This window comes from Nakamurella deserti, from assembly GCF_003260015.1.
Classification (GTDB): Bacteria; Actinomycetota; Actinomycetes; order Mycobacteriales; family Nakamurellaceae; genus Nakamurella; species Nakamurella deserti.
Window position 1 is genome coordinate 1,128,757 of record NZ_QCXS01000003.1, and the last position, 21,557, is coordinate 1,150,313.

Below are 21,557 nucleotides of genomic sequence, written 5' to 3' on the forward strand. Positions count from 1 at the left end.
TGGCCCCGGCGCTGAGGCACGCGCCGGCCCACACGACGCAGGACAGGGGACGACTCGGTGACGGAACAGATGACCGCGGCTCTGATGTACGAGCCGGGAGACGTGCGGGTGGAGCAGGTCGACATCCCGGCCATCGGCCCCGGCGACCTGCTGGTCAAGGTGGCCGCCTGCGGCGTCTGCGGCTCCGACATCCCCCGGATGAACTTCTCCGGCGCCTACCGCTACCCCCTCATCTGCGGCCACGAGTTCTCCGGGCACGTCGTCGACGCCGGCGGGTCGGTCTCCGGGTTCTCCCAGGGCGACCTGGTGTCGGTGCCGCCGCTGCTGCCCTGCCGCCGATGCGCGAGCTGCACCGCCGGCAACTTCAGTCTCTGCGAGAACTACGACTACTTCGGCAGCCGCCGCGACGGCGCGTACGCCCAGTACGTCGACGTCCCGGCCGACAACGCCCTGCTGATGCCCCGTGGCCTCGACCCGCGGGCCGCGGCGATGATCGACCCGTCGGCCATCGCGCTGCACGCCGTGCTCAAGACGAACCTGACGGAGGGCAAGCGGGTCGGGGTGCTGGGTGCCGGGCCCATCGGCCTGTTCGCGGTGCAGTGGGCCAAGATCTTCGGCGCCGGGGAGGTGCTGGCGCTGGACGTCAACGAGCAGAAGGCCCAGATGGCGCGCGACGCCGGGGCCGACCTGACCGCCACCTCGGCGGAGGAGGCGCTGGACCAGGCCGGTCGCGGGTTCGACGTGATCATCGAGACCGCCGGCGTGCCGCCGACGATCGCCCTGGCGCCGAACCTCGCCGCGCGGCACGGTGCGGCCGCCTTCATCGGCATCCCGCACAGCCCGGTGGAACTGGACAAGGCGACCTTCAGCGCATTCCTGCGGCGCGAGATCTCACTGCACGGCAGCTGGAACTCGTTCTCGGCCCCGTTCCCGGGATCGGAATGGACCGACTCGGCCGCCCGCCTCGCCGACGGATCCCTGCGGTGGGAATTCATGATCACGCATGAACTGGGTCTGGAGGCCGTTCCGCTGACCATGAAGCAGCTCGCCGACCGGTCGATCTTCAGCTCGAAGGTCCTGTTCCTGCCGAACGCCAACTGAGGGTCGCTCGCACGCGATCGACAATGAGGCCATGACCGAAGAAGACGAAATCCTGGCCGTCAAAGCCGCCGAGTTGTACTACGAGAGCGACAAGACGCAGGGCGAGATCGCGGCCCTGCTGCAGATCACCCGCTGGAAGGTGGGCCGGCTCATCGCGCAGGCCCGGGAGAGCGGGTTCGTCCGCATCGAGATCGTGCATCCGCGGGCCCGGCGGCAACCGCTGGAACGGGCGTTGCGCGACCGCTTCGGCCTGCGGGACGCGGTCGTCGTCCCGGGCCTGGGCGAGGGCGACACGGACGCCCTCCGCGGGCGGGTCGCGCTCGCCGCGGCGGAGTACCTGTCGACCATCCGGCCCGCACCGCGCAGCCTCGGCGTCAGCTGGGGCCGCACGATGCACGAGGTCGCCTCGCAGGCCAAGCAGGGCTGGGCCAACGGCGTCAACGTCGTGCAGCTCAACGGCGGCGTCAGCCTCAACCGGCGGGCCAGCTCCGCGGCCAACACCGCCGTGATGCTCGCCCAGAAGGGCGGCGGATCGGCCAGCATGCTGCCGAGCCCGGCGATCCTGGAGCGGGTCGAGACCAAGCGGGCCATCGAGTCCGACCGCACCGTGCGGGGAGTCCTCGACATGGCGGCGGCGGCGTCGGTGCTGCTGTTCAGTGCCGGTCTGGTCGAGAAGTCCTCGGTGCTGGTGGAGACCGGCTACATCTCCGCGGCCTACCTCGACGAGCTGCGGGACAAGGGCGCGGTCGGCGACGTCCTCGGCCGGTTCGTCGACGCCAACGGCTTCCCCGTCGACCCCGCGCTCGAGGAGCGCACGGTCGGCATCGGGCTGGACGTCCTGCGGGCCGCGAAGTGGGCGATCGCGGTCATCGCCGGCGAGACCAAACACGACATCTGCCGGGCGGTGGTGACCAACGGACTGTGCTCGGTCCTGATCACCGACGAACTCACCGCCGAGCACCTCATCGACGACAGCCTGTGCCGGTGAGCACCCCCGCGAAGCACCCGGACGCCACCCGTCCGCGCCCACCACACCGATCCAGAGGAATCCATGACCATCCAGAAGGACCACGTCGCGCCGGTCGCGACCTCCGCCACCCGCGCGCGTGACCTGCTGCGCGGGCCGGCGTCGGACACCAACCTGCGTCGCTACCTCGACGGCATCCCCGGCGTGGACGCGGTCGGTCTCGAGGCCCGCGCCGCCGGGCTCGGCACCCGCTCCATCAAGACGTCGTCCAAGGCGTGGGCCCTGGACCGCATCATCGAGCTGATCGACCTGACCACCCTGGAGGGCGCCGACACCCCCGGCAAGGTGCGGTCACTGGTGGCCAAGGCACTCACCCCGGACGCGAGCGACCTCAGCACCCCCCGGGTGGCAGCGGTCTGCATCTACGGCGACCTGGTCCCGGTCGCGGTCGAGGCCCTCGGCGCCGCGCACTCGGCCGGCCGCGACGACGGCGTCAACGTCGCCGCCGTGGCGACCGCCTTCCCGAGCGGCCGGGCCTCGCTGTCCGTCAAACTGGCCGACACCGCCGACGCGGTCGCCGCCGGCGCCGACGAGATCGACATGGTCATCGACCGCGGCGCCTTCCTGGCCGGCCGGTACGGCGAGGTCTACGACGAGATCGAAGCGGTCAAGCACGCCTGCCGCCGCGCGGACGGATCGTCCGCCCACCTGAAGGTCATCCTCGAGACCGGGGAGCTGAACACCTACGACAACGTCCGCCGCGCGTCGTGGCTGGCCATCCTGGCCGGTGGCGACTTCATCAAGACCTCGACCGGCAAGGTCTCGCCGGCCGCGACCCTGCCGATGACGCTGTCGATGCTGGAGGTCGTCCGCGACTGGTACCGGCTCACCGGCGAGCGGGTCGGCGTCAAGCCCGCGGGCGGCATCCGCACCTCCAAGGACGCCATCAAGCACCTCGTGCTGGTGGCCGAGACCGTCGGCGAGGAGTGGCTGACCCCGCACCTGTTCCGGTTCGGCGCGTCCAGCCTGCTCAACGACGTGCTGCTGCAACGCCAGAAGATCCGCACGGGCCAGTACTCCGGCCCCGACTACGTCACCATCGACTGACAGGGAACACCCCATGACCTTCCTCGAGTACGCACCGGCGCCGGAGTCCCCGGGCATCGTCGCGCTGCGCGACCAGTACGGCCTGTTCATCGACGGGAAGTTCGTCGACGGCCACGGCACCCCCTTCGACACCATCTCGCCGGCCACCGGGGAGCGGCTGGCCACCATGGCCGCCGGCGACGCGCAGGACGTCGACGCCGCGGTCGCCGCCGCCCGCCGCGCCTACGAGCAGACCTGGTCCCGGATGCCCGGGTCCGAACGCGCCAAGTACCTGTACCGGATCGCGCGCCTGGTGCAGGAACGGTCGCGGGAGCTCGCGGTGGCCGAGAGCATGAACAACGGCAAGCCCATCAAGGAGACCCGGGACTTCGACATCCCCACCGTCGCCGCCTGGTTCTTCTACTACGCCGGCTGGGCCGACAAGCTCGAGTACGCCGGACTCGGCCCGGACCCGCGCGGGCTGGGCGTGGCCGCGCAGATCATCCCGTGGAACTTCCCGCTGATGATGCTGGCCTGGAAGATCGCGCCGGCGCTGGCCGCCGGCAACACGGTGGTGCTCAAGCCCGCGTCCACGACGCCGCTGACCGCGCTGCTGTTCGCCGACATCCTGCAGCAGGCGGAGCTGCCGCCCGGGGTGGTCAACATCCTGTCCGGGCCAGGCAGCATGGGCGGCGCGCTGGTCGCCCACCCCGGGGTCGACAAGGTCGCCTTCACCGGCAGCACGATGGTCGGCCAGGGCATCGCCCGCGCGGTCGCCGGATCACGCAAGAAGCTGACGCTGGAGCTGGGCGGCAAGGGCGCGAACATCGTCTTCGACGACGCCCCCATCGATCAGGCCATCGAGGGCATCGTCAGCGGCATCTTCTTCAACCAGGGCCAGGTCTGCTGCGCCGGCTCGCGGCTGCTCGTCCAGGAGAACGTCCACGACGAGGTCGTCGAACGGCTCAAGGTCCGGCTGTCGACACTGCGGGTCGGTGATCCCCTGGACAAGAACACCGACGTCGGGGCGATCAACTCCGCCGCCCAGCTGGCCACGATCACCGAACACGCCGCCGTCGGCGTGGCCGAGGGCGCCGTCCGGTGGAGCGCTCCGTGCACGCTGCCCGACCGCGGGTTCTGGTTCCCCCCGACCATCTTCACCCGGGTCTCCCCCAGCCACCGGATCGCCCGGGACGAGATCTTCGGACCGGTGCTGTCGGTGCTGAGCTTCCGCACGCCGGCCGAGGCCATCGAGAAGGCCAACAACACCCCCTACGGGCTGTCGGCCGGCATCTGGAGCGAGAAGGGGTCCCGCGTGCTCGCGGTCGCCGACCGGCTCAAGGCCGGGGTGGTGTGGACCAACACCTTCAACAAGTTCGACCCCACCTCCCCGTTCGGCGGCTACAAGGAGTCCGGTTACGGACGCGAGGGCGGCGTCCCCGGGCTGATGTCCTACCTGACCTCGGCCCGGGTCGAGGCCGCCGCGAAAGGAATCCTGAAATGACCAGGCTCGCAGTGCACAAGACCTACAAGCTCTTCATCGGCGGTGCCTTCCCCCGCAGCGAGTCCGGCCGGGTGTACGCGGTGAGCACCAGGAAAGGATCGTTCGTGGCCAACGCCGCCAAGGCCTCCCGCAAGGACGCCCGGGACGCCGTCCGGGCCGCCCGCGGTGCGGTGCAGAAGTGGTCCGCAGCGACGGCCTACAACCGTGGGCAGATCCTGTACCGGATCGCCGAGCTGCTCGAGGGCCGCCGCGACCAGTTCGTCCGGGAGATCACCGATCTGGAGGGCGGGTCCGTCGCCGCGGCCAACGCCCAGGTCGACCGGGCGATCGACCTGTGGGTCTGGTACGCCGGGTGGTGCGACAAGTACGTGCAGGTCAGCGGCCACGCCAACCCGGTGGCCGGTCCGTACTTCAACCTGTCGGTGCCGGAGCCGACGGGCGTGGTGGCCGTCATCGCGCCGCAGGGTCCGGTCGACACCCTGGTCGGGCTGGTGAGCACCGTGGCACCGGTCATCCTGAGCGGCAACACGGTCGTCGTGGTGGCCAACGAGCACGCGCCGCTGTCGGCGATCAGCCTCAGCGAGGTGCTCGCGACCAGCGACCTGCCGGCCGGCGTGGTCAACGTCCTCACCGGTTCGCCGGCCGAGCTGTCGCCGTGGCTGGTCGGTCACGCGGACGTCAACGCCGTCGACCTCACCGGGGCCGGTGCGCTGGACTGGACGGCCCTGGAGACCACCGCGGCCGACACTCTCAAGCGGGTGCTGCGCCCGACGCCGGACAGCACCGCGCCGGCCGATCTGGCCCGCATCACGGTGTTCACCGAGACCAAGACCGTCTGGCACACCAAGGCGCTCATCTGAGCGTCGCACCGGATCGCGGGCGGGCGGCGTCGACCCCCGCGCGGCAGCACTGCTCAGGTGAGCAGCGCGCACCCGCAGTTGCGCACACTTGTTGATCGTGTTGACGCCGCCCACGGCCCGGCCTTGACTGGGTTCAACGACATTTGCTTACTCCGTGAGCATCTGTTCACCTCCTCACCGATGAAGTTCAGGACGGTATGCTCGCTCTCGAATTCCACGCGCCGTCGACCCTGACGCTGGCCGACGTCGCCGCTCCGGCGGCCGGACCCGGCGAGATCGTCGTCGACGTCGTCCTCGCCGGCATCTGCGGCACCGATCTGAAGATGGCCCGCGGCGAACACCGACTCTTCCCGGCCGGCACGGTGCGCGTCCCCGGTCACGAGTTCGTCGGACGGGTCCGCGAGAACCGTTCGGACGCCGCTCATCTCACCCCCGGCACGCTAGTCGCGGTGGCACCCAACATCGGCTGCGGCCACTGTGTGGCCTGCCGCGGCGGCCGCAGCAACCTGTGCGTGGACTACGCGGCGACCGGGCTCACCATCGACGGCGGGTTCGCGGAGTCCGTGCGGCTCCCGCGACGCGCCGTCGAACAGGGCAACGTCATCCCGGTACCGGACGGCCTCGACCCCGAGGTCGCCGTCCTCACGGAGCCGCTGGCCGCGGTCCTGCGTGGCGTCACGGCCCTGGAGCTCGGCCCGGCCGACTCGCTGCTCGTCCACGGCGCGGGCCCGATCGGTCTGCTCGCGGTGATCCTCGCCAAGCAGCTCGGTGTCCGGCGGATCATCGTCAGCCAGACCTCGGCCGCGCGCCGCGCGCTCGCCGCCCGCTTCGGGGCGGACGTGACCGTCGACCCGCGGGCCGAGGACCTGCCCGCCCGGGTGCTCGCCGAGACCGACGGACACGGCGCCGACTGCACACTCGTGGCGGCGCCGGTGCCGGCGTTGTTCGCCGAGAGCCTGCGCACCGCCGCCCTGGGTGGCCGGGTCAACTTCTTCGCCGGTCTCCCCAGCGGCCGCGGCGAGCTGCCGCTGGACGCGAACCTGGTGCACTACAAGGAACTCCGCGTCACCGGCTCGACCGCGAACACGACGCAGGACTGCGTGGAGGCGCTCGCCGTGCTGGCCCGGCACGCCGACGCGTACCGGCCGCTGGTCACCCACCGGTTCGGACTGTCCGACATCACCGAGGCCTTCCGGGTGTCGGCCGCCGGCGACGCACTGAAAGTGGTGGTGGCACCGTGACCGGACCCGTCTTCGTCGCCTGCGACATGGGCACCACCCTGATCAAGGCGGCCGTCATCGATCTCGACGGGCAGATCGTCGCCGGCGCCTCGGTCGAGTCGACGCTGGACACCCCGCGACCGGGGGTCGTCGAGCAGGACCTGCTCGCCATCGAACGGCAGGCCCACACGGCGATCCGCCGCGCCGTCACCGCATCGCAGCGTGCCTCCGACATCGCCGGCGTGTCGTTCTCCAGCCAGATGGCCGGGATCGGTGCCGTGGGCGCCGATTTCGACCCGGTGGCACCGTTCGACTCCTGGCTGGACTCGCGCTGCGGCACCGACATCTACGACATGGCACCGCATGCCGCCCGGATCACCGGCATCTCCGGCGGACCGCCGACGTACTCGCACGGCCCGAAGGAGCGGTGGCTCAAGCGGAACCGGCCCGAGGTGTACGACAGGACCGCGGCGTTCCAGGTTCCCGGACCGTTCGTCGCCGCGCGGCTCGCCGGTCTGGGCGTCGCCGACGCCTACATCGACACGTCCAACCTGTGCTTCTCCAACCTCGCCGACGCCCGGAACGCGGCCTGGTCACCGGAACTCATCGCGCTCTTCGGCCTGGACGCCGACCGGCTGCCCCGCATCGTGGATCCGCTGGACATCATCGGGTCGGTCACGCCGGCGGCCGCGGCCGCCACCGGCATCCCGGTGGGGGTGCCGATCGCCGCGGGCGGTGGCGACCAGATCGTCGCCTGCCTGGGGGCCGGCCTGGTCACACCGGGTCAGGCGTCGGACTCCGCCGGCACCGCGAGCCTGTTCACGATGTGCATCGACCGCTGGGCGCCCGACGTCGAGCGGATGTCCATGGTGACCTCGCGCTCGATCGTGCCCGGTGGGTTCCTGTCGTTCTCCTACATCAACGGCGGCGGGATGGGACCGGAGTGGGTGCGGCAGCGCATCGTCGGTGATCCCGCGCCGGCCGACGAGGCGTTCGCCACCCTGGAGCGGATGGCGTCGGAGGTGTCCGTCGGCTCCGGCGGGCTGCTGTGGCTGCCGCACTTCCAGGGCGGGGTGCTGCCGGCCAAGCCGTATCTGCGCAGCGGCTGGGTCGGCACCACGGCCGGCCACACCCGCGCCCATCTGTACCGGTCCGTGCTGGAGGGCATCGCCTTCCAGTACGCCGCCTGGGCCGACCGCGCCCCGTCCATCATCGGGCGGCGCCTCACCGAGGTCCGCGCCATGGGCGGCGGGTCCAAGTCGGACCTGTGGATCTCCATCAAGGCCGACGTCCTGGGCGTTCCGTTCGTCAAGATGCCCAAGGCCGAGTGCGCCCTGCTGGGCAACGCGCTCATCGCCGCCACCGCCACCGGTCACATCACCGACATCGCCGAGCGGGCCGCGGCCTGGCACACGCTGCCCGAGCCGGTGCTGCCCGACGCGGGGCGCTCCCACCGCTACGCCGAACTGCGCGAGATCTTCGACCTGCTCAGCGACCAGGTCGATCCCGTCTTCCGCCGCCTGCAGGCCTTCTCCGAATCCGAGGATCCGGCCCTGCCGTGACGGCCGGACCCGACCCACACCGCACTGCCCACCGCTTCCCCGCATCCGCGCTTCCACCTGCTCCCCCACGACCCAGAAGAGAGATCACGATGGCCACAGCTGTCCGTCCCGTCCGCACCCGGCTCCTGTTCCCCACCGTCGCCCTGGGGCTCCTCCTCACCGCGACGGCCTGCGGGTCCGGTGACGCCCCTGCCGCCTCCGGGTCCTCCGGCGGCGGTGGCGGTGAAGGCCTCAAGATCGGCGTCACCGTCTCCAACAGCACCAACCCGTTCTTCGTCCTGGAGTCCAACACCGTCATCGCGGCGGGCAAGGCCCTCGGCGCCGAGGTCCTCTCGCAGGAGGCCCAGGAGGACGTCACCGTCCAGTCCAACCAGATCGACCAGTTCATCACCTCCGGCGTCGACTTCATCGTCATCGACCCGGTCGACTCCGACGCCGTCGGTCCGGCCGTCAAGCGGGCCATCGACGCCGGCATCCCGGTGGTCGGCATCGACTCGGTGACCAAGAACGCCAGCGCCTCGGTGACCACCAACAACGTCCAGGCGGGCGAGGTCTCGTGCGAGTCGCTGGCCAAGCAGATCAACGGCAAGGGCGACATCGCCATCCTCGACGGAACGCCGATCTCGGCCGTCTCCGACCGGGTCACCGGCTGCAAGAAGACCCTGGAGAACTACCCGGACATCACCATCGTCGCCGAGCAGCGGGGTGACAACAGCCGCGACAAGGCGCTGCCGGTCGCGACCGACATCCTGACGGCGAACCCGAACATCGTGGCGATGTTCGCGATCAACGACCCGACCGCCGCCGGGGTTGAGCTGGCCGCCAAGCAGAAGAACATGCAGATCATCATCACCTCGGTCGACGGCGCCAAGGCCGCCGTGGACACGATCACCTCCGGGGGCATGATCACCGCCACCGCCGCCCAGGACCCGGTCGCGCTGGCCAACAAGGGCGTGGAGATCGGCAACGCCCTGCACAAGGGCGAGAAGCCGGCCGAGACGCTCATCGAGCTCCCCACCACGCTCGTCGACAAGGCGACCGCCGCCGACTACACCCCCTGGGGATGATCCGATGACGGCAGCACACGCACGGCCGGTGGTCCGCCTGCGCGGGATCGTCAAGCGGTTCGCCGGGGTCACCGTCGTCGACGGCGTCGATCTGGATCTCTTCGCCGGCCAGGTCCACGTCCTGGCCGGCGAGAACGGGGCCGGCAAGTCCACCCTGATGAAGATCCTCGCCGGGATCCACGCGCCCGACGCCGGCACCATCGAGGTCGACGGTGAACAGCGCACGCTCGACGTCCGCACGGCCAAGGACGCCGGCATCGCGATCGTGCACCAGGAGCTGCTGATCGCGCCCAACCTCTCGGTGGCCGACAACCTCGCGATGGGCCGGGAGTACCGGACCGGGGTCGCCATGCTCGACCGCAGGGCGACCCGGGCCCGGGCCCGCGAGCAGCTCGACCGGGTGGGCGCGACCTTCTCCGAGCAGACCCGGGCCGACCGGCTCAGCACCGGGCAGCAGCAGCTCATCGAAATCGCCCGCTCGCTCGCCAGCGACCCCAAGGTGCTGATCTTCGACGAGCCGACGGCGGCCCTGTCGGCCCGGGAGGTCGCGAACCTGTTCGCGATCGTCCACGAGCTGCGGCGGCGGGGGACCGCGATCGTCTACATCACCCACCGGATGGACGAGATCGAGCAGCTCGCCGACGTCGTCACCGTCCTGCGGGACGGGAAGTTCGTCGAGACGCTGCCGATCGCCGAGGCACCGCCGGAGGTCATCGTCAACCGGATGGTGGGCCGGTCCATCGAGGCGCTGTTCACCGGCGACCGGCCCACGGCGGGCCGGGTGATGCTGCAGGTGGAGGGCATCGGCGACGGCCGGTCCATCGGCCCGGTCGACCTCACGGTGCGTTCGGGGGAGATCGTCGGCATCGCCGGCCTGGTCGGCTCGGGACGCTCGGAGTTCGCCCGTCTCGTCTTCGGGGCCGACCGGCCGGCGACCGGGACCGTCGAGGTCGACGGTGCGCGCTTCCGCGCGTCCTCGCCGCGGGCGGCCATGCGGGCCGGCGTCGCGCTGGTCCCCGAGAGCCGCAAGGAGCAGGGCCTGGTGCTCGGCCAGAGTGTCGCCGCCAACATCGTGATGGCCAGCTTCGGGCGGGTGTCGACGGGCGGCGTCGTCCGGGGCGCGTCGGTCCGGCGCGCCGCCGACACCGAACGCGGGCAGATGGGCATCCGTTCGCCCCGCGGGCAGAAGGTCCGCCGGCTGTCGGGCGGCAACCAGCAGAAGGTGCTGCTCTCCAAGTGGCTGCGGACCCAGCCGAAGGTGCTGATCCTCGACGAGCCCACCCGGGGGGTGGACGTCGGCGCCAAGGCCGACATCTACCGGATCATCAACGACGCCGCCGCCCAGGGGATGGCCATCGTCGTCATCTCCTCCGAACTGCCCGAACTGCTCGGCCTCGCCGACCGGGTCGTCGTGATGCGGCAGGGCCGCTTCGTGGCCGACCTGCCCAACGACCACCTCACCGAGGAGACGGTCATGGAACACGCCTTCGGGCTGGCCGGGACCGACCGTCCGTCCACCGCAGCACTGCAGGAGAAAGAGGCTCAGGTATGAGCACCGCCACCACACCGGCGACGGGCGTACAGCCCGACCAGGACCGGCGCCACGGCGCGGTCAAGCAGTTCTTCGACCGCAGCGACCAGCTGGGCGTGGGCATCGCGCTGCTGCTCATCATCGCCCTGATGGCGGTGATCGCGCCCTACTTCTGGAGTGTGAACAACCTCCTCGAGGTCATGCGCCAGGTGTCCGCGATCGCCATCCTGGCCGCCGGTGGCACCTTCGTGATCCTCACCGCGGGCATCGACCTGTCGGTCGGGTCGGCGCTCGGCGTGTGCGCGATGGTCGCCATCGTCCTGAGTGACAACTCGTTCCCCGCCGTGGTGTCGATCCTGTGCGCGCTGGCGGCGGGTGCGGTGATCGGTGCGGTCAACGGTGTCTTCATCGCCCGCTTCGCCCTGCCCGCGTTCATCGTCACGCTGGCCGCGCTGACCTATCTGCGCGGTGTGGTCTACGTCGGCACCGGGGGCACCACGCTGATCCCGGACCAGGTCGGCTACGACTGGATCGGCCAGGGCAACATCCTCGGCGTCCCGGTGGCGGTGCTCGTCATGCTGGCCGTGTTCGTCGGCGGCTGGTTCCTGCTGAACCGCACGGTGTTCGGCCGCCAGGTGCTGGCCATCGGCGGCAACGCCGAGGCGGCCCGGCTGAGCGGCATCCCGGTCCGCAAGGTCGTGCTGTGGACCTACGTCATCTCCGGTCTCTGCGCCGGCATCGCCGGTCTCATCGTCGCCTCCCGGTTGGAGAGCGCGGTGCCCGACCTGGGGTCCGGCTACGAGCTCAACGCCATCGCCGCCATCGTGCTGGGCGGGACGTCGCTGATGGGCGGCCGCGGATCGCTCGTGGGCACGCTGATCGGCGCCCTGTTCATCGCGGTACTGTCCAACGGCATGACGCTGATGAACGTGAAGTCGTTCTACCAGCAGATCATCATGGGTGTGGTCATCCTGCTCGCCGTGCTGATCGACCGCCTCCGCCGGGGTCAGACGGCGGATTGATGCCCCGGCACCCGCGCGGCGTCCGCCGGACACCAGACATCCCGGACTGATGGGCGCGCTCACGTCCACGGGTTCCGGAGCCGGGAAGACCACCATGGACGACCGCCTGACCGTTCGCTCGGCCTACTTGTACTACCGCCTGGGACTCACCCAGGCCGAGGTGGCCGACCGGCTCGGGATCAGCAGGGTGAAGGTCGGCCGGCTGCTCGCGTCCGCCTTGCACCGCGGCATCGTCAGCATCGACATCCGCCACCCCCAGGTGCGGCTCACCGAGCTGGAGGTCGCGCTCGAGAGCCGGTTCGACCTGAAGGAGGCGGTGGTCGCCGCCTCCTTCGCCGGCACCGGACCCGGCGAGGACCCGTTGCGGCTGCTGGCCGTGGCGTCGGCGGGCGCCCGGCACCTGGAGTCGCTGGAGCTGACCCGCGAGTCGGTGGCGCTGGGCTGGGGCACCACGATGCAGGCGGTGTCGATGGCGTTGCGCGACGGCTGGGCCCGTGACGTCGAGCTGTTCCAGCTCAACGGTGCCGTCCCGATCAGCAGTTACGCCACCGGCGCGGTGGAGACGATGCACCGCTTCGGCGAACGCGGCCGGGGGCGGGCGCACCTGCTCCAGGTGCCCGCGATCGTCGGGCGGGTGTCGGTGCGGCGTGCCCTGGAGAGCGAGCCCACGATCCGGGCCACCCTGCGCGGCGCCCGGGAGGCGCCGGTGGCCATGTTCTCCCTCGGCCGGCTGCAGACGGAGTCGGTCCTCGTGTCGTCGGGCTACATCGACGAGGCGGATGTGCGGCGGTTGCGCGACGGCGGAGCGGTCGGCGACGTGATCTCCCGGTTCATCACCGCGGACGGCAGCGTCGCCGACGTGGAGCTCGACGACCGCACCATGGGCCTGGATCTCGCGGCCCTGGGCACCCGCGACGTGTCCATCGGCATCGCGGCGGGTGCGGCCAAGGCCGCCGTCGCGCGCGCCGCGCTGGCCGGCGGCTACCTCACGACGCTCATCGTCGACGACTCACTCGCCACCGCGTTGCTCGCCGGCCCGACGGCCGACTGACCGGGGTCGAGCCCGTCGCCGGCCCGACGGCCGACCGACCGGGGTCGGTCCGCGAGGGCGTACCCGATCTGACGTCCGGACCTGCGGTCAGACCCCGAGTTGCGTCCCGACGGTGACGGTCACCGCGCGCAGCGTCCGGGTCAACGACTCGATCGGCGTCCCGGGGGAGCCGTCGTCCACCCACGTCTGCAGGGCGACCCGGGTGGCGGTGAGGAAGACCGAGGCCATCAGCAGCGCGTCGGTGGTGTCGAGGGCGGGCCGGCGACGGCGGATCTCGTCGACGAGGTTCTGCTCCAGCAAGCGACGTCCGGCGATGTGCTGTTCGAGCAGCGCGGGCTCGCGCCACATGGCCCGCATCCGCTCGATCGACTCCCGCGGACTGGACTGCAGCTGGACCGTCAGCGACCCGCACAGCATCTCCCACGGATCCTCGTCGAGCGGGCGGGCCCGTACCGCGGCGAGGAACTCCCCCGGACGCATCGACCCCAGCGCGGCGAACAGCTCCTCCTTCGACTCGAAGTAGTTGAAGAAGGTGCGGCGGGCGACGCCCGCTCCGGTGGTGATGTCGTCGATCGTGACGTCGGACCAGGGCCGGCTGGCCGCGAGCAACCACGCCGACTGCTCCAGGGCGGCGCGGGTGGAGACCCGCTTGGACTCGCGCAGACTCATCCACTCAGCCTAGTGAGTGTGCGGCCCTCCGGCGGCGGGAATATGACGGCAAGGTGCATAGTTGCACTCAACGGTCCGCATGCGGGAACTCCCCCCGCGCGGTCCGCCGCCTTCCGCACGCGAGCACGAGGAACCCGATGACCCAGACCACCAGCCGCCGAGCCGCGCCACCGGCCGTTCCCGACGAGAAGAGCCGGCACCGAGAGATTCTGGAAGCGCTGTCCGGCCTCCTGATGGTGCTGTTCGTGTCGATGATCAGCGCCACGGTCGTGTCCACCGCGCTGCCCCGCATCATCGGCTCGCTGAACGGCACCCAGGGTCAGTACACCTGGGTTGTCACCGCGACCCTGCTGTCGTCGACGGTGACCACGCCGATCTGGGGCAAGCTTGCCGACCTCTACCCGAAGAAGGCGCTGATCCAGGCGGCCATCGTGGTGTTCGCGATCGGCTCGATCCTCTGCGGCTTCGCCCAGAGCACGCCGCAGCTGATCGGCTTCCGGGTGCTGCAGGGCGTCGGCGTCGGGGGTCTCCAGGCGCTGGTCCAGGTGGCCATCGCGTCGATGATCCCGCCGCGGGAGCGCGGGAAGTACAACGGCTACCTGGGTGCGGTGATGGCCGTCGCGACCGTCAGCGGCCCGCTGCTGGGCGGTCTCATCGTGGACACGTCGTGGCTCGGCTGGCGCTGGTGCTTCTTCGTCGGCGTGCCGTTCTCCGTCATCGGGTTCGTGCTGCTGGCCAAGACGCTGCACCTGCCGCACGTCCGGCGCGAGAACGTGCACATCGACTTCCCCGGCGCGGCCCTGATCGCCGTCGCGGTGAGCCTGCTGCTCATCTGGGTGTCGTTCGTGGACAACTCCTTCGACTGGATCTCCTGGCAGACGGCCGCGATGGTCGGCCCTGCCCTGGTGATGGCCGTGATCTTCGTGCTCGTCGAGCGCCGCAGCTCGGAGCCGATCGTGCCGCTGCAGATCGTCCGCCAGCGCACCACGGCCCTGGCCATCGTCGCCAGCATCGCCGTCGGCATGGCCATGTTCGGCGGGGCGTTCTTCCTCGGCCAGTACTTCCAGCTCGGCCGTGGCTTCAGCCCGACCCGCGCCGGCCTGCTGACCATCCCGCTGATGGGTGGCGTGCTGGTCGCCTCCACCGTCTCCGGCCGGCTGATCAGCCGCACCGGCAGGATCAAGCCCTACATCGTGGCCGGCTCGGTCGTGCTGGTCGCCGGGTTCGCGCTGCTGGGCACCACCGACCACCTGACCTCGCTGTGGCTGATGGGCGTCTACATGGCGCTGGTCGGCATCGGTGTGGGCATGACCATGCAGAACCTCGTCCTGTCGGTGCAGAACACCGTCCCGCTGAAGGACCTCGGGTCGTCCAGTGCGACGGTCGCCTTCTTCCGGTCGCTCGGCGGCACGATCGGCGTCTCGGTCCTCGGTGCCGTGCTGGCCAACCGCGTCACCGGCAACATCGCCTCCGGCATGGCCGACGCCGGCATCCCGGCCCAGGCGGGCGGCGCGTCCGCCGGCACGCTGGACATCGCGGGCATGCCGCCGGCCATCCAGAGCATCGTGCACGTCGCCTACGGCGACGCGACCGCGCTGACGTTCATGATCGCCGCCGGCATCGGTGTGGTCGGCATCATCGCCGCGGTGGCCCTGCCGAAGATCCGGCTGCGCAACACGCTCGACGTCGCGCCGGCCGAGCCCACATTGCAGAAGTGACCGCGCAGGTCGACGGAGACGGGTGACGCACGATGAGCGAGCAGGTCACGGACCGGACCGGGTCCACGGTGGTGGTGGGGGTGGACGCCTCCGACACGGCGGCGCACGCGCTGGCCTACGCCATCGGGATCGCCCGGCGGCAGCACGCCCGGTTGCTGCTGGTGCACGCGCTGCCGTTCACGGACTACCGCTTCGACGTCACCGGCCGGTTCCGGGCGGCAGCCCCCACCGAGGAGGACACCGCCTGGTTGGACGAGCTGGTCGCCGAGATGACCGCCGACCTGGATCTGGAGGTTCAGGTCGTGCGGTGCCTCGGTGATCCCAGTGCCCGGCTGCTGCAGGCCGCGCAGGAGCAGTGGGCCGACCTCATCGTCGTCGGGCAGTCGAAGAGCATCCTGCACCGGCTGGCCGGGGCGGTGGGGCGCAAGCTGCAGCGACGGGCACCGGTCCCGGTGATGGTGGTGCCCTGAGGTTTCGATCCTCCGGCTGCGGGAGACCGTTGTCGGTGACGGAGTTCCACCGAACGGACGGAGATCGCCATGACCGCACCCGACCACACGCCGACCGAGGAGCCGACGCAGGCCGTCAGCCCCGGGGCCGACACCGAGGAGCCCCGCGACGATCCGGAGCAGGGTGATCCTGCGATGGTCGATCCGGTCCGGGCCGCCGGAGCCGAGTTCCCCGGCAGCTGACCGCAGACACACCGAAGGGGCGGGTCCGTCACGGACCCGCCCCTTCGTCGTACCTGTGTCAGCAGCTGGGCTGCCGGTAGCCGGTGGCGTCCCACTCGCCGTAGGTGAGGACGTGGTTCTGCAGGGTGGCCCCCTGGAACAGCAGGTTCGGCGATCCCGGCGCGGTGCAGATGCGGTCACCGGGGAGGATCCCGAGGGCCTGCGGCGTCGGGAACTGCGCAGCAGCCCAGGCGTCGTAGGTCACCGCGGTCGAGGTGACACCGTCGGTGATGGCGATGCCCTGCGGAGCCCACCACAGATTGACGTAGCCGCCCCGCTTCTCCAGCGGCGCCCGCAGACCCATGTCCTGCCATTCGGCGAAGGTCAGCTTGTGGGTGTAACCGTCGAGCGTCGCGAAGATCTCGTTCGACACCTGGTACTTGAAGATGACCGTGCCCTCGATCCAGCCCGCCAGGCGCGGGGCCCGGTACCCGGTGTTGGCCCACTCGGCCCCGGTCAGCTTGTGCCACACCCAGCCGCTCGCATAGAAGGTCACCGAGTACAGGTTGGGCGACCACGAGTACTTCACGATGTCGGTCTGGGCGACACTCGCGGGCGGTGGCGGCGGCGTGGCGCCGGTGGGGGGCGGCGGGGTGGTTCCGGAGCCCCCGGTCTCGCAGGCGACGCCGTCTTTGTTGCCGTCCAAAGGTAGGCGGTAACCGGGTTGGCCGACCAAGATCGGGGCCGCTCCCGCGGCTCTCGCCTCCGCGCAGTTGGCGTAGTAGACGTCCGCAACTGCCGGCGTCGCCGTGAACACGCCGGCGGCCGTCACGAGCCCGGCCAACAGCATCGACTTCAATCTGCGCATCGTCGTCCCCCTTGGAGCGAACCGGCGCCCCGCCATTCACTCGGTAGGGCTGCGAACCGTCGCGGTGCGAGTCTGACATGTGAATCGGACGAACGCGACAGCAGGGGGCGAAACGCAAGGCGCCGCACCCGCCGCGACCGTGCAGACACACCGAATCCGAGCCGAGTACCCGGGGACCGCACCTGTGGCCGGCGGCTTCCGGCGCGGGTAGCCGAGACACCCGGTCGAGGCAGCGCCGGTCCGACGACCCACGCAGGACATGCCGGGCTTTCTTGACTCAGTCCAGAAAAGGGTCGACACTGCGTCGGTGCCTCCGATCCGTCGAACCGACGACCTGCTGCGCTCGGCAGGGCTACGGGTGACCCGTCCGCGGCGGGCGGTCCTCGACGCCGTGCAATCGCGCCCGCACTCCGACACGGACGGCATCATCACCGCGGTGAAGGACCACTTCCCTGATGTGTCACGGCAGGCGGTCTACAACTCGCTGCACGCGCTGACCGATGCCGGGCTGCTCCGACGCATCCAGCCGTCGGGCTCGGTCGCCCGTTACGAGGCACGCATCGGCGACAACCACCACCACCTGGTGTGCCGCACCTGCGGGGTGATCGTCGACGTCGACTGCGCGGTCGGCGAGGCACCCTGCCTGACCGCGTCCCACGACCACGGCTTCGCCGTCGACGAGGCGGAGGTCATCTACTGGGGCCACTGCCCCGCGTGCAGCGCCGCCTGAGCCCCCTCCCCAGCCCCACCCGTCCCCTCCCGGAAGGAACCACGTGACCCAGACCCACAACGCGAAAGTCGGCGACATGCAGTCGGCGGAGAGCGAAGCCCGCTGCCCCGTCGCGACCGTCGGACCGCGCAACCACCCCACTGAGGGCGGCGGGAACCGCGACTGGTGGCCCAACCAGCTCAATCTCAAGATCCTGCGCAAGCACCCCGCGGTGGCCAACCCGATGGGCGAGGACTTCGACTACGCCGCCGCCTTCGCCGGCGTCGATCTGGACGAGCTGGCCCGCGACGTCGACGCGGTGCTGACCACGTCGCAGGACTGGTGGCCCGCCGACTTCGGTCACTACGGGCCGTTCATGGTCCGGATGGCCTGGCACAGCGCCGGGACCTACCGGCTCAGCGACGGGCGTGGTGGCGCCGGCGCCGGCATGCAGCGCTTCGCCCCGCTGAACAGCTGGCCGGACAACGGCAACCTGGACAAGGCCCGCCGCCTGCTGTGGCCGGTGAAGAAGAAGTACGGCCGCACGGTCTCGTGGGCCGACCTGATGATCTTCACGGGCAACCGCGCGCTGGAGACCATGGGCTTCACCACCTTCGGCTTCGCCGGGGGTCGTCCCGACGTCTGGGAGCCCGACGAGGACGTCTACTGGGGTCCGGAACAGACCTGGCTGGGCGACGAGCGCTACACGGGCGACCGGGAGCTGGAGAGCCCGCTCGCCGCGGTGCAGATGGGCCTGATCTACGTCAACCCCGAGGGCCCCAACGGTGTCCCCGAGGCGCTGGGCTCGGCCCGGGACATCCGCGAGACCTTCGCCCGGATGGCGATGAACGACGAGGAGACGGTCGCGCTGATCGCCGGCGGTCACACCTTCGGCAAGACCCACGGCGCAGCCGATCCGTCGGTGTACGTCGGGGCGGAGCCGGAGGGGGCCGCCATCGAGGAGCAGGGTCTGGGCTGGAAGCAGTCGTTCGGTTCGGGTAAGGGTCGCGACACCATCACCAGCGGCCTCGAGGTCACCTGGAACTCGACGCCGACCCAGTGGGACATGAGCTACCTGGAGAACCTCTACGCCTACGAGTGGGAGCTGTACGACAGCCCCGCCGGTGCCCACCAGTGGCGTCCGGTCGACGGAGGCGGCGCCAACACCGTGCCCGACCCCGAGGACGGCACCCTGAACCGGCAGCCGACGATGCTGACGTCGGACCTCGCTCTGCGCGTGGACCCGGTGTACGACGAGATCTGCCGTCGCTTCATGGCCGACCCCGACCACTTCGCCGACGCCTTCGCGCGGGCGTGGTTCAAGCTGACCCACCGCGACATGGGGCCGATCCAGCGCTACCTGGGTCCGCTGGTGCCGCAGGAGACGCTGATCTGGCAGGACCCGGTGCCCGCGCGGGAGCACGAGGTGATCGACGCTGAGGCGATCGCGTCCCTGAAGGCGCAGATCCTCGAGTCCGGCCTGTCGACGGCGCAGCTCGTGTCGGTCGCCTGGTCGTCGGCCGCCAGCTTCCGCGGCAGCGACAAGCGCGGTGGAGCCAACGGGGCCCGCATCCGCCTGGAGCCGCAGCGCGACTGGGAGGCCAACGACCCGGAAACCCTCGCGCAGGTGCTGCGGACGCTGGAGGACATCCAGCAGGCGTTCAACGCCGCCGGGACCGCCGTCGTGTCGTTGGCCGACCTGATCGTGCTGGGCGGTTCGGCCGCGGTCGAGCAGGCCGCCCGCATCGCCGGCCACGACATCACGGTGCCGTTCACCCCGGGCCGTACGGACGCCACCCAGGAGCAGACGGACATCCCGTCGTTCGAGGGGATGCGGCCGAAGGCCGACGGCTTCCGCAACTACCTCGGGAAGGGCAACCTGCTGCCGGCGGAGTTCCTGCTGGTCGACCGGGCCAACCTGCTGACCCTGAGCGCACCGCAGATGACTGTGCTGGTGGGCGGTCTGCGGGCGTTGGACGCCAACGCCGGCGGATCGAAGCTGGGTGTGCTGACCGCCACTCCGGGCGCGCTGACCAACGACTTCTTCGTCAACCTGCTCGAGCACGGCACCACCTGGACCGCATCGCCGGACACCCCGGACACCTTCGACGGCCGCAACGCGGCCGGCGACGTCGTCTGGACGGCCAGCCGCAACGACCTCGTGTTCGGATCGAACTCCGAGCTGCGCGCTCTGGCCGAGGTCTACGCCAGTGACGACGCCAAGGAGAAGTTCGTCCGCGATTTCGTCGACGCCTGGGTCAAGGTGATGAACCTGGACCGGTACGACCTGGTCTGATCGGTCCTCACCGACCGCCTGGTATCACGCAGCGCCCGGGCCTCTCCTTGTAGGAGCGGCCCGGGCGCTGTGCTGTCTGGCGAGGGTGTACCGAACCGTCGCGGCACTCGCGCGTAGTCGACCGGTGACCGGTCGGAGCGGCCCGGGTGCTGTGCTGTCCGGCGTGGGTATACCGAACCGTCGCGGCGCTCGCGCCTGGTCGACCGGTGACGGGTCGGGGGCCTTCCGCCCGGGCGCTGAGCTGTCTGGCGAGGGTGTACCGAACCGTCGCGGCACTCGCGCCTGGTCGACCGGTGACAGGTCGGGGGCCTTCGCCCGGGCGCTGTGCTGACTGGCGAGGGTGTACCGAACCGTCGCGGCGCTCACGCCTGGTCGACCGGTGACAGGTCGGGGGCCTTCCGCCCGGGCGCTGAGCTGTCCGGCGAGGGTGTACCGAACCGTCGCGGCACTCACGCCTGGTCGACCGGTGACAGGTCGGGGGCCTTCGCCCGGGCGCTGTGCTGTCCGGCGAGGGTGTACCGAACCGTCGCGGCACTCACGCCTGGTCGACCGGTGACAGGTCGGGGGCCTTCGCCCTCACGGCATAGTCGGACAGCCGGACCCAAGGAATGCGCTGCGTGACCAAGGCGACCACCATGAGCACCTGTCCGGTGGGGTCCCCCTGTGGCCGTTGGAGGTGCAGCCGGTCGTCCACGAGGTCCTGGAGCGCCGTCCCGGCCGCGCACGATTCGCGTCCTTACCGAGTTGCATCAGAGTCGCGACGGAGCCGCTCACCGGACCAGCTCGGGGGCTCGAGCGACGTCCACGGCGAGACCTCACTGTTCCACTCAGACTCTGGAGACGTGAACGGTCAGGTCAACCATGCCGATCGTCGTCGCGCTCCGCTGCCCCGCACGACTCTCTGCCCACGGACGACGATGCGAGGGTGGCAGGACATCGGGCGCCACTCGACGACCCATGCTCGCATGGTCGCGCGCGACGTACTCAGGGGCCCTGACAGCGGCGCACACATGCGCTGCGGGCGCGTCAGCACCAAGACACGACACATGCTCGATCAACGCTGACGACACCCAGTGGCTCATGCGTGTGGCGACTGCCCGTCGGTCGGAATCGACGGCGCTGTGACGACCCGCTCCGGATCGGAGTCCACCATCTCTACGAAGAGGCACGCTGCAGACCACGCGGATCGGCCCGCGCGTGGCTCGTGAGACCGCCAACCGGAACTATGCCTCCAGCCAACGGACACATGACCGTCATGCGGATGGAGGTCGCGGCGCGATCGCCCTCGTTTCGTCACAGGGACGCAAGCCCACCTGCGCCGGCCGGCCGGCGAGCGACCCGTTGAACTGGTTGTCCGTCGCCAGCGGTGCGATCAGAACCACTTCGTGTTCCGACGACGCCGTGACACGGAATTCTCGCTCCATCCGGCGCCGCCTTCACAAACGCGGGTACCCCTTCGACGCACCATCCGACAACGACCTTGATAGGCAAGAGAGGGGCTCGGTGACAGTTGCCGTGGAATGCAGAAAAGGGGCCCCGTGGTGGGGGCCCCTTTGTCTGGGATGTGTGTTCGGCAGTGTCCTACTCTCCCACACCCTGGCGGGTGCAGTACCATCGGCGCTGTAGGGCTTAGCTTCCGGGTTCGGGATGGGACC

The 21,557-nt window shown here is 70.6% G+C and carries 18 protein-coding genes and 1 rRNA gene; 16 read left to right on the forward strand and 3 right to left on the reverse strand.

Annotated elements, in window-relative coordinates:
- The first annotated feature begins 69 nt into the window (after positions 1 to 69).
- From DB033_RS18345 to DB033_RS18395, 11 genes are all read left to right on the forward strand, one after another.
- Positions 70 to 1,101, forward strand: coding sequence for a galactitol-1-phosphate 5-dehydrogenase (locus tag DB033_RS18345; RefSeq protein WP_111768276.1), 1,032 nt, complete (start codon positions 70 to 72; stop codon positions 1,099 to 1,101).
- Between the two features lie 31 nt (positions 1,102 to 1,132).
- Complete coding sequence (locus tag DB033_RS18350; protein WP_111768277.1) at positions 1,133 to 2,089, forward strand: sugar-binding transcriptional regulator; 957 nt, start codon at positions 1,133 to 1,135, stop codon at positions 2,087 to 2,089.
- Positions 2,090 to 2,152: 63 nt separating this feature from the next.
- Complete coding sequence (deoC, locus tag DB033_RS18355; RefSeq protein ID WP_111768278.1) at positions 2,153 to 3,175, forward strand: deoxyribose-phosphate aldolase; 1,023 nt, start codon at positions 2,153 to 2,155, stop codon at positions 3,173 to 3,175.
- A gap of 13 nt (positions 3,176 to 3,188) precedes the next feature.
- Positions 3,189 to 4,658, forward strand: coding sequence for an aldehyde dehydrogenase family protein (locus DB033_RS18360; protein ID WP_111768279.1), 1,470 nt, complete (start codon positions 3,189 to 3,191; stop codon positions 4,656 to 4,658).
- On the forward strand, positions 4,655 to 5,518 hold the full coding sequence (locus DB033_RS18365; RefSeq protein WP_111768280.1) for an aldehyde dehydrogenase family protein: 864 nt from the start codon (positions 4,655 to 4,657) through the stop codon (positions 5,516 to 5,518). The genes DB033_RS18360 and DB033_RS18365 overlap by 4 nt, the downstream gene beginning before the upstream one ends.
- A 197-nt stretch (positions 5,519 to 5,715) precedes the next feature.
- Positions 5,716 to 6,759, forward strand: a complete 1,044-nt coding sequence (locus DB033_RS18370; protein ID WP_111768281.1) for a zinc-binding dehydrogenase — start codon at positions 5,716 to 5,718, stop codon at positions 6,757 to 6,759.
- Entirely contained in the window at positions 6,756 to 8,300 is a 1,545-nt protein-coding gene (locus DB033_RS18375; protein WP_111768282.1) for a xylulokinase, read from the forward strand. The genes DB033_RS18370 and DB033_RS18375 overlap by 4 nt, the downstream gene beginning before the upstream one ends.
- An 89-nt stretch (positions 8,301 to 8,389) precedes the next feature.
- Positions 8,390 to 9,367 carry a substrate-binding domain-containing protein gene (locus tag DB033_RS18380; RefSeq protein WP_111768283.1) on the forward strand — a complete coding sequence of 326 codons (978 nt, stop codon included), beginning with the start codon at positions 8,390 to 8,392 and terminating at the stop codon, positions 9,365 to 9,367.
- Between the two features lie 4 nt (positions 9,368 to 9,371).
- Entirely contained in the window at positions 9,372 to 10,919 is a 1,548-nt protein-coding gene (locus tag DB033_RS18385) for a sugar ABC transporter ATP-binding protein (RefSeq protein ID WP_111768284.1), read from the forward strand.
- Positions 10,916 to 11,920 carry an ABC transporter permease gene (locus DB033_RS18390; RefSeq protein ID WP_111768285.1) on the forward strand — a complete coding sequence of 335 codons (1,005 nt, stop codon included), beginning with the start codon at positions 10,916 to 10,918 and terminating at the stop codon, positions 11,918 to 11,920. Before DB033_RS18385 ends, DB033_RS18390 begins: the two co-directional genes overlap by 4 nt.
- A gap of 94 nt (positions 11,921 to 12,014) precedes the next feature.
- Positions 12,015 to 12,971, forward strand: coding sequence for a sugar-binding transcriptional regulator (locus tag DB033_RS18395; protein ID WP_157970789.1), 957 nt, complete (start codon positions 12,015 to 12,017; stop codon positions 12,969 to 12,971).
- A gap of 87 nt (positions 12,972 to 13,058) precedes the next feature.
- Here DB033_RS18395 and DB033_RS18400 read toward each other — a convergent pair whose 3' ends face one another.
- Positions 13,059 to 13,640 (reverse strand): TetR/AcrR family transcriptional regulator, encoded by a 582-nt coding sequence (locus DB033_RS18400; protein WP_111768287.1) that lies wholly within the window; start codon positions 13,638 to 13,640, stop codon positions 13,059 to 13,061.
- Between the two features lie 137 nt (positions 13,641 to 13,777).
- Between DB033_RS18400 and DB033_RS18405 the strand changes: the two genes are divergently transcribed.
- From DB033_RS18405 to DB033_RS20830, 3 genes are all read left to right on the forward strand, one after another.
- Positions 13,778 to 15,358: an MDR family MFS transporter gene (locus tag DB033_RS18405; protein ID WP_111768288.1), complete on the forward strand. Its 1,581-nt coding sequence runs from the start codon at positions 13,778 to 13,780 to the stop codon at positions 15,356 to 15,358.
- A gap of 32 nt (positions 15,359 to 15,390) precedes the next feature.
- A complete protein-coding gene (locus tag DB033_RS18410; protein ID WP_111768289.1) occupies positions 15,391 to 15,828 on the forward strand; it encodes a universal stress protein in 438 nt (145 codons plus the stop codon).
- 69 nt (positions 15,829 to 15,897) lie between these two features.
- The gene (locus tag DB033_RS20830) at positions 15,898 to 16,050 is read left to right on the forward strand and encodes a hypothetical protein (protein ID WP_157970790.1); all 153 of its coding nucleotides are present in this window, start codon (positions 15,898 to 15,900) and stop codon (positions 16,048 to 16,050) included.
- 58 nt (positions 16,051 to 16,108) lie between these two features.
- Here the strand turns inward: DB033_RS20830 and DB033_RS18415 are convergent, their stop codons facing one another.
- Positions 16,109 to 16,897: an excalibur calcium-binding domain-containing protein gene (locus DB033_RS18415; RefSeq protein WP_170315583.1), complete on the reverse strand. Its 789-nt coding sequence runs from the start codon at positions 16,895 to 16,897 to the stop codon at positions 16,109 to 16,111.
- A gap of 307 nt (positions 16,898 to 17,204) precedes the next feature.
- On the opposite strand from DB033_RS18415, the gene DB033_RS18420 reads away from it, so the two are divergent.
- On the forward strand, positions 17,205 to 17,627 hold the full coding sequence (locus DB033_RS18420; RefSeq protein WP_240615973.1) for a Fur family transcriptional regulator: 423 nt from the start codon (positions 17,205 to 17,207) through the stop codon (positions 17,625 to 17,627).
- Between the two features lie 76 nt (positions 17,628 to 17,703).
- The gene (gene katG / locus DB033_RS18425; RefSeq protein ID WP_170315593.1) at positions 17,704 to 19,902 is read left to right on the forward strand and encodes a catalase/peroxidase HPI; all 2,199 of its coding nucleotides are present in this window, start codon (positions 17,704 to 17,706) and stop codon (positions 19,900 to 19,902) included.
- A gap of 1,568 nt (positions 19,903 to 21,470) precedes the next feature.
- Here katG and rrf read toward each other — a convergent pair.
- Positions 21,471 to 21,557 (reverse strand): 5S ribosomal RNA (gene rrf / locus DB033_RS18430); the annotation flags it as partial.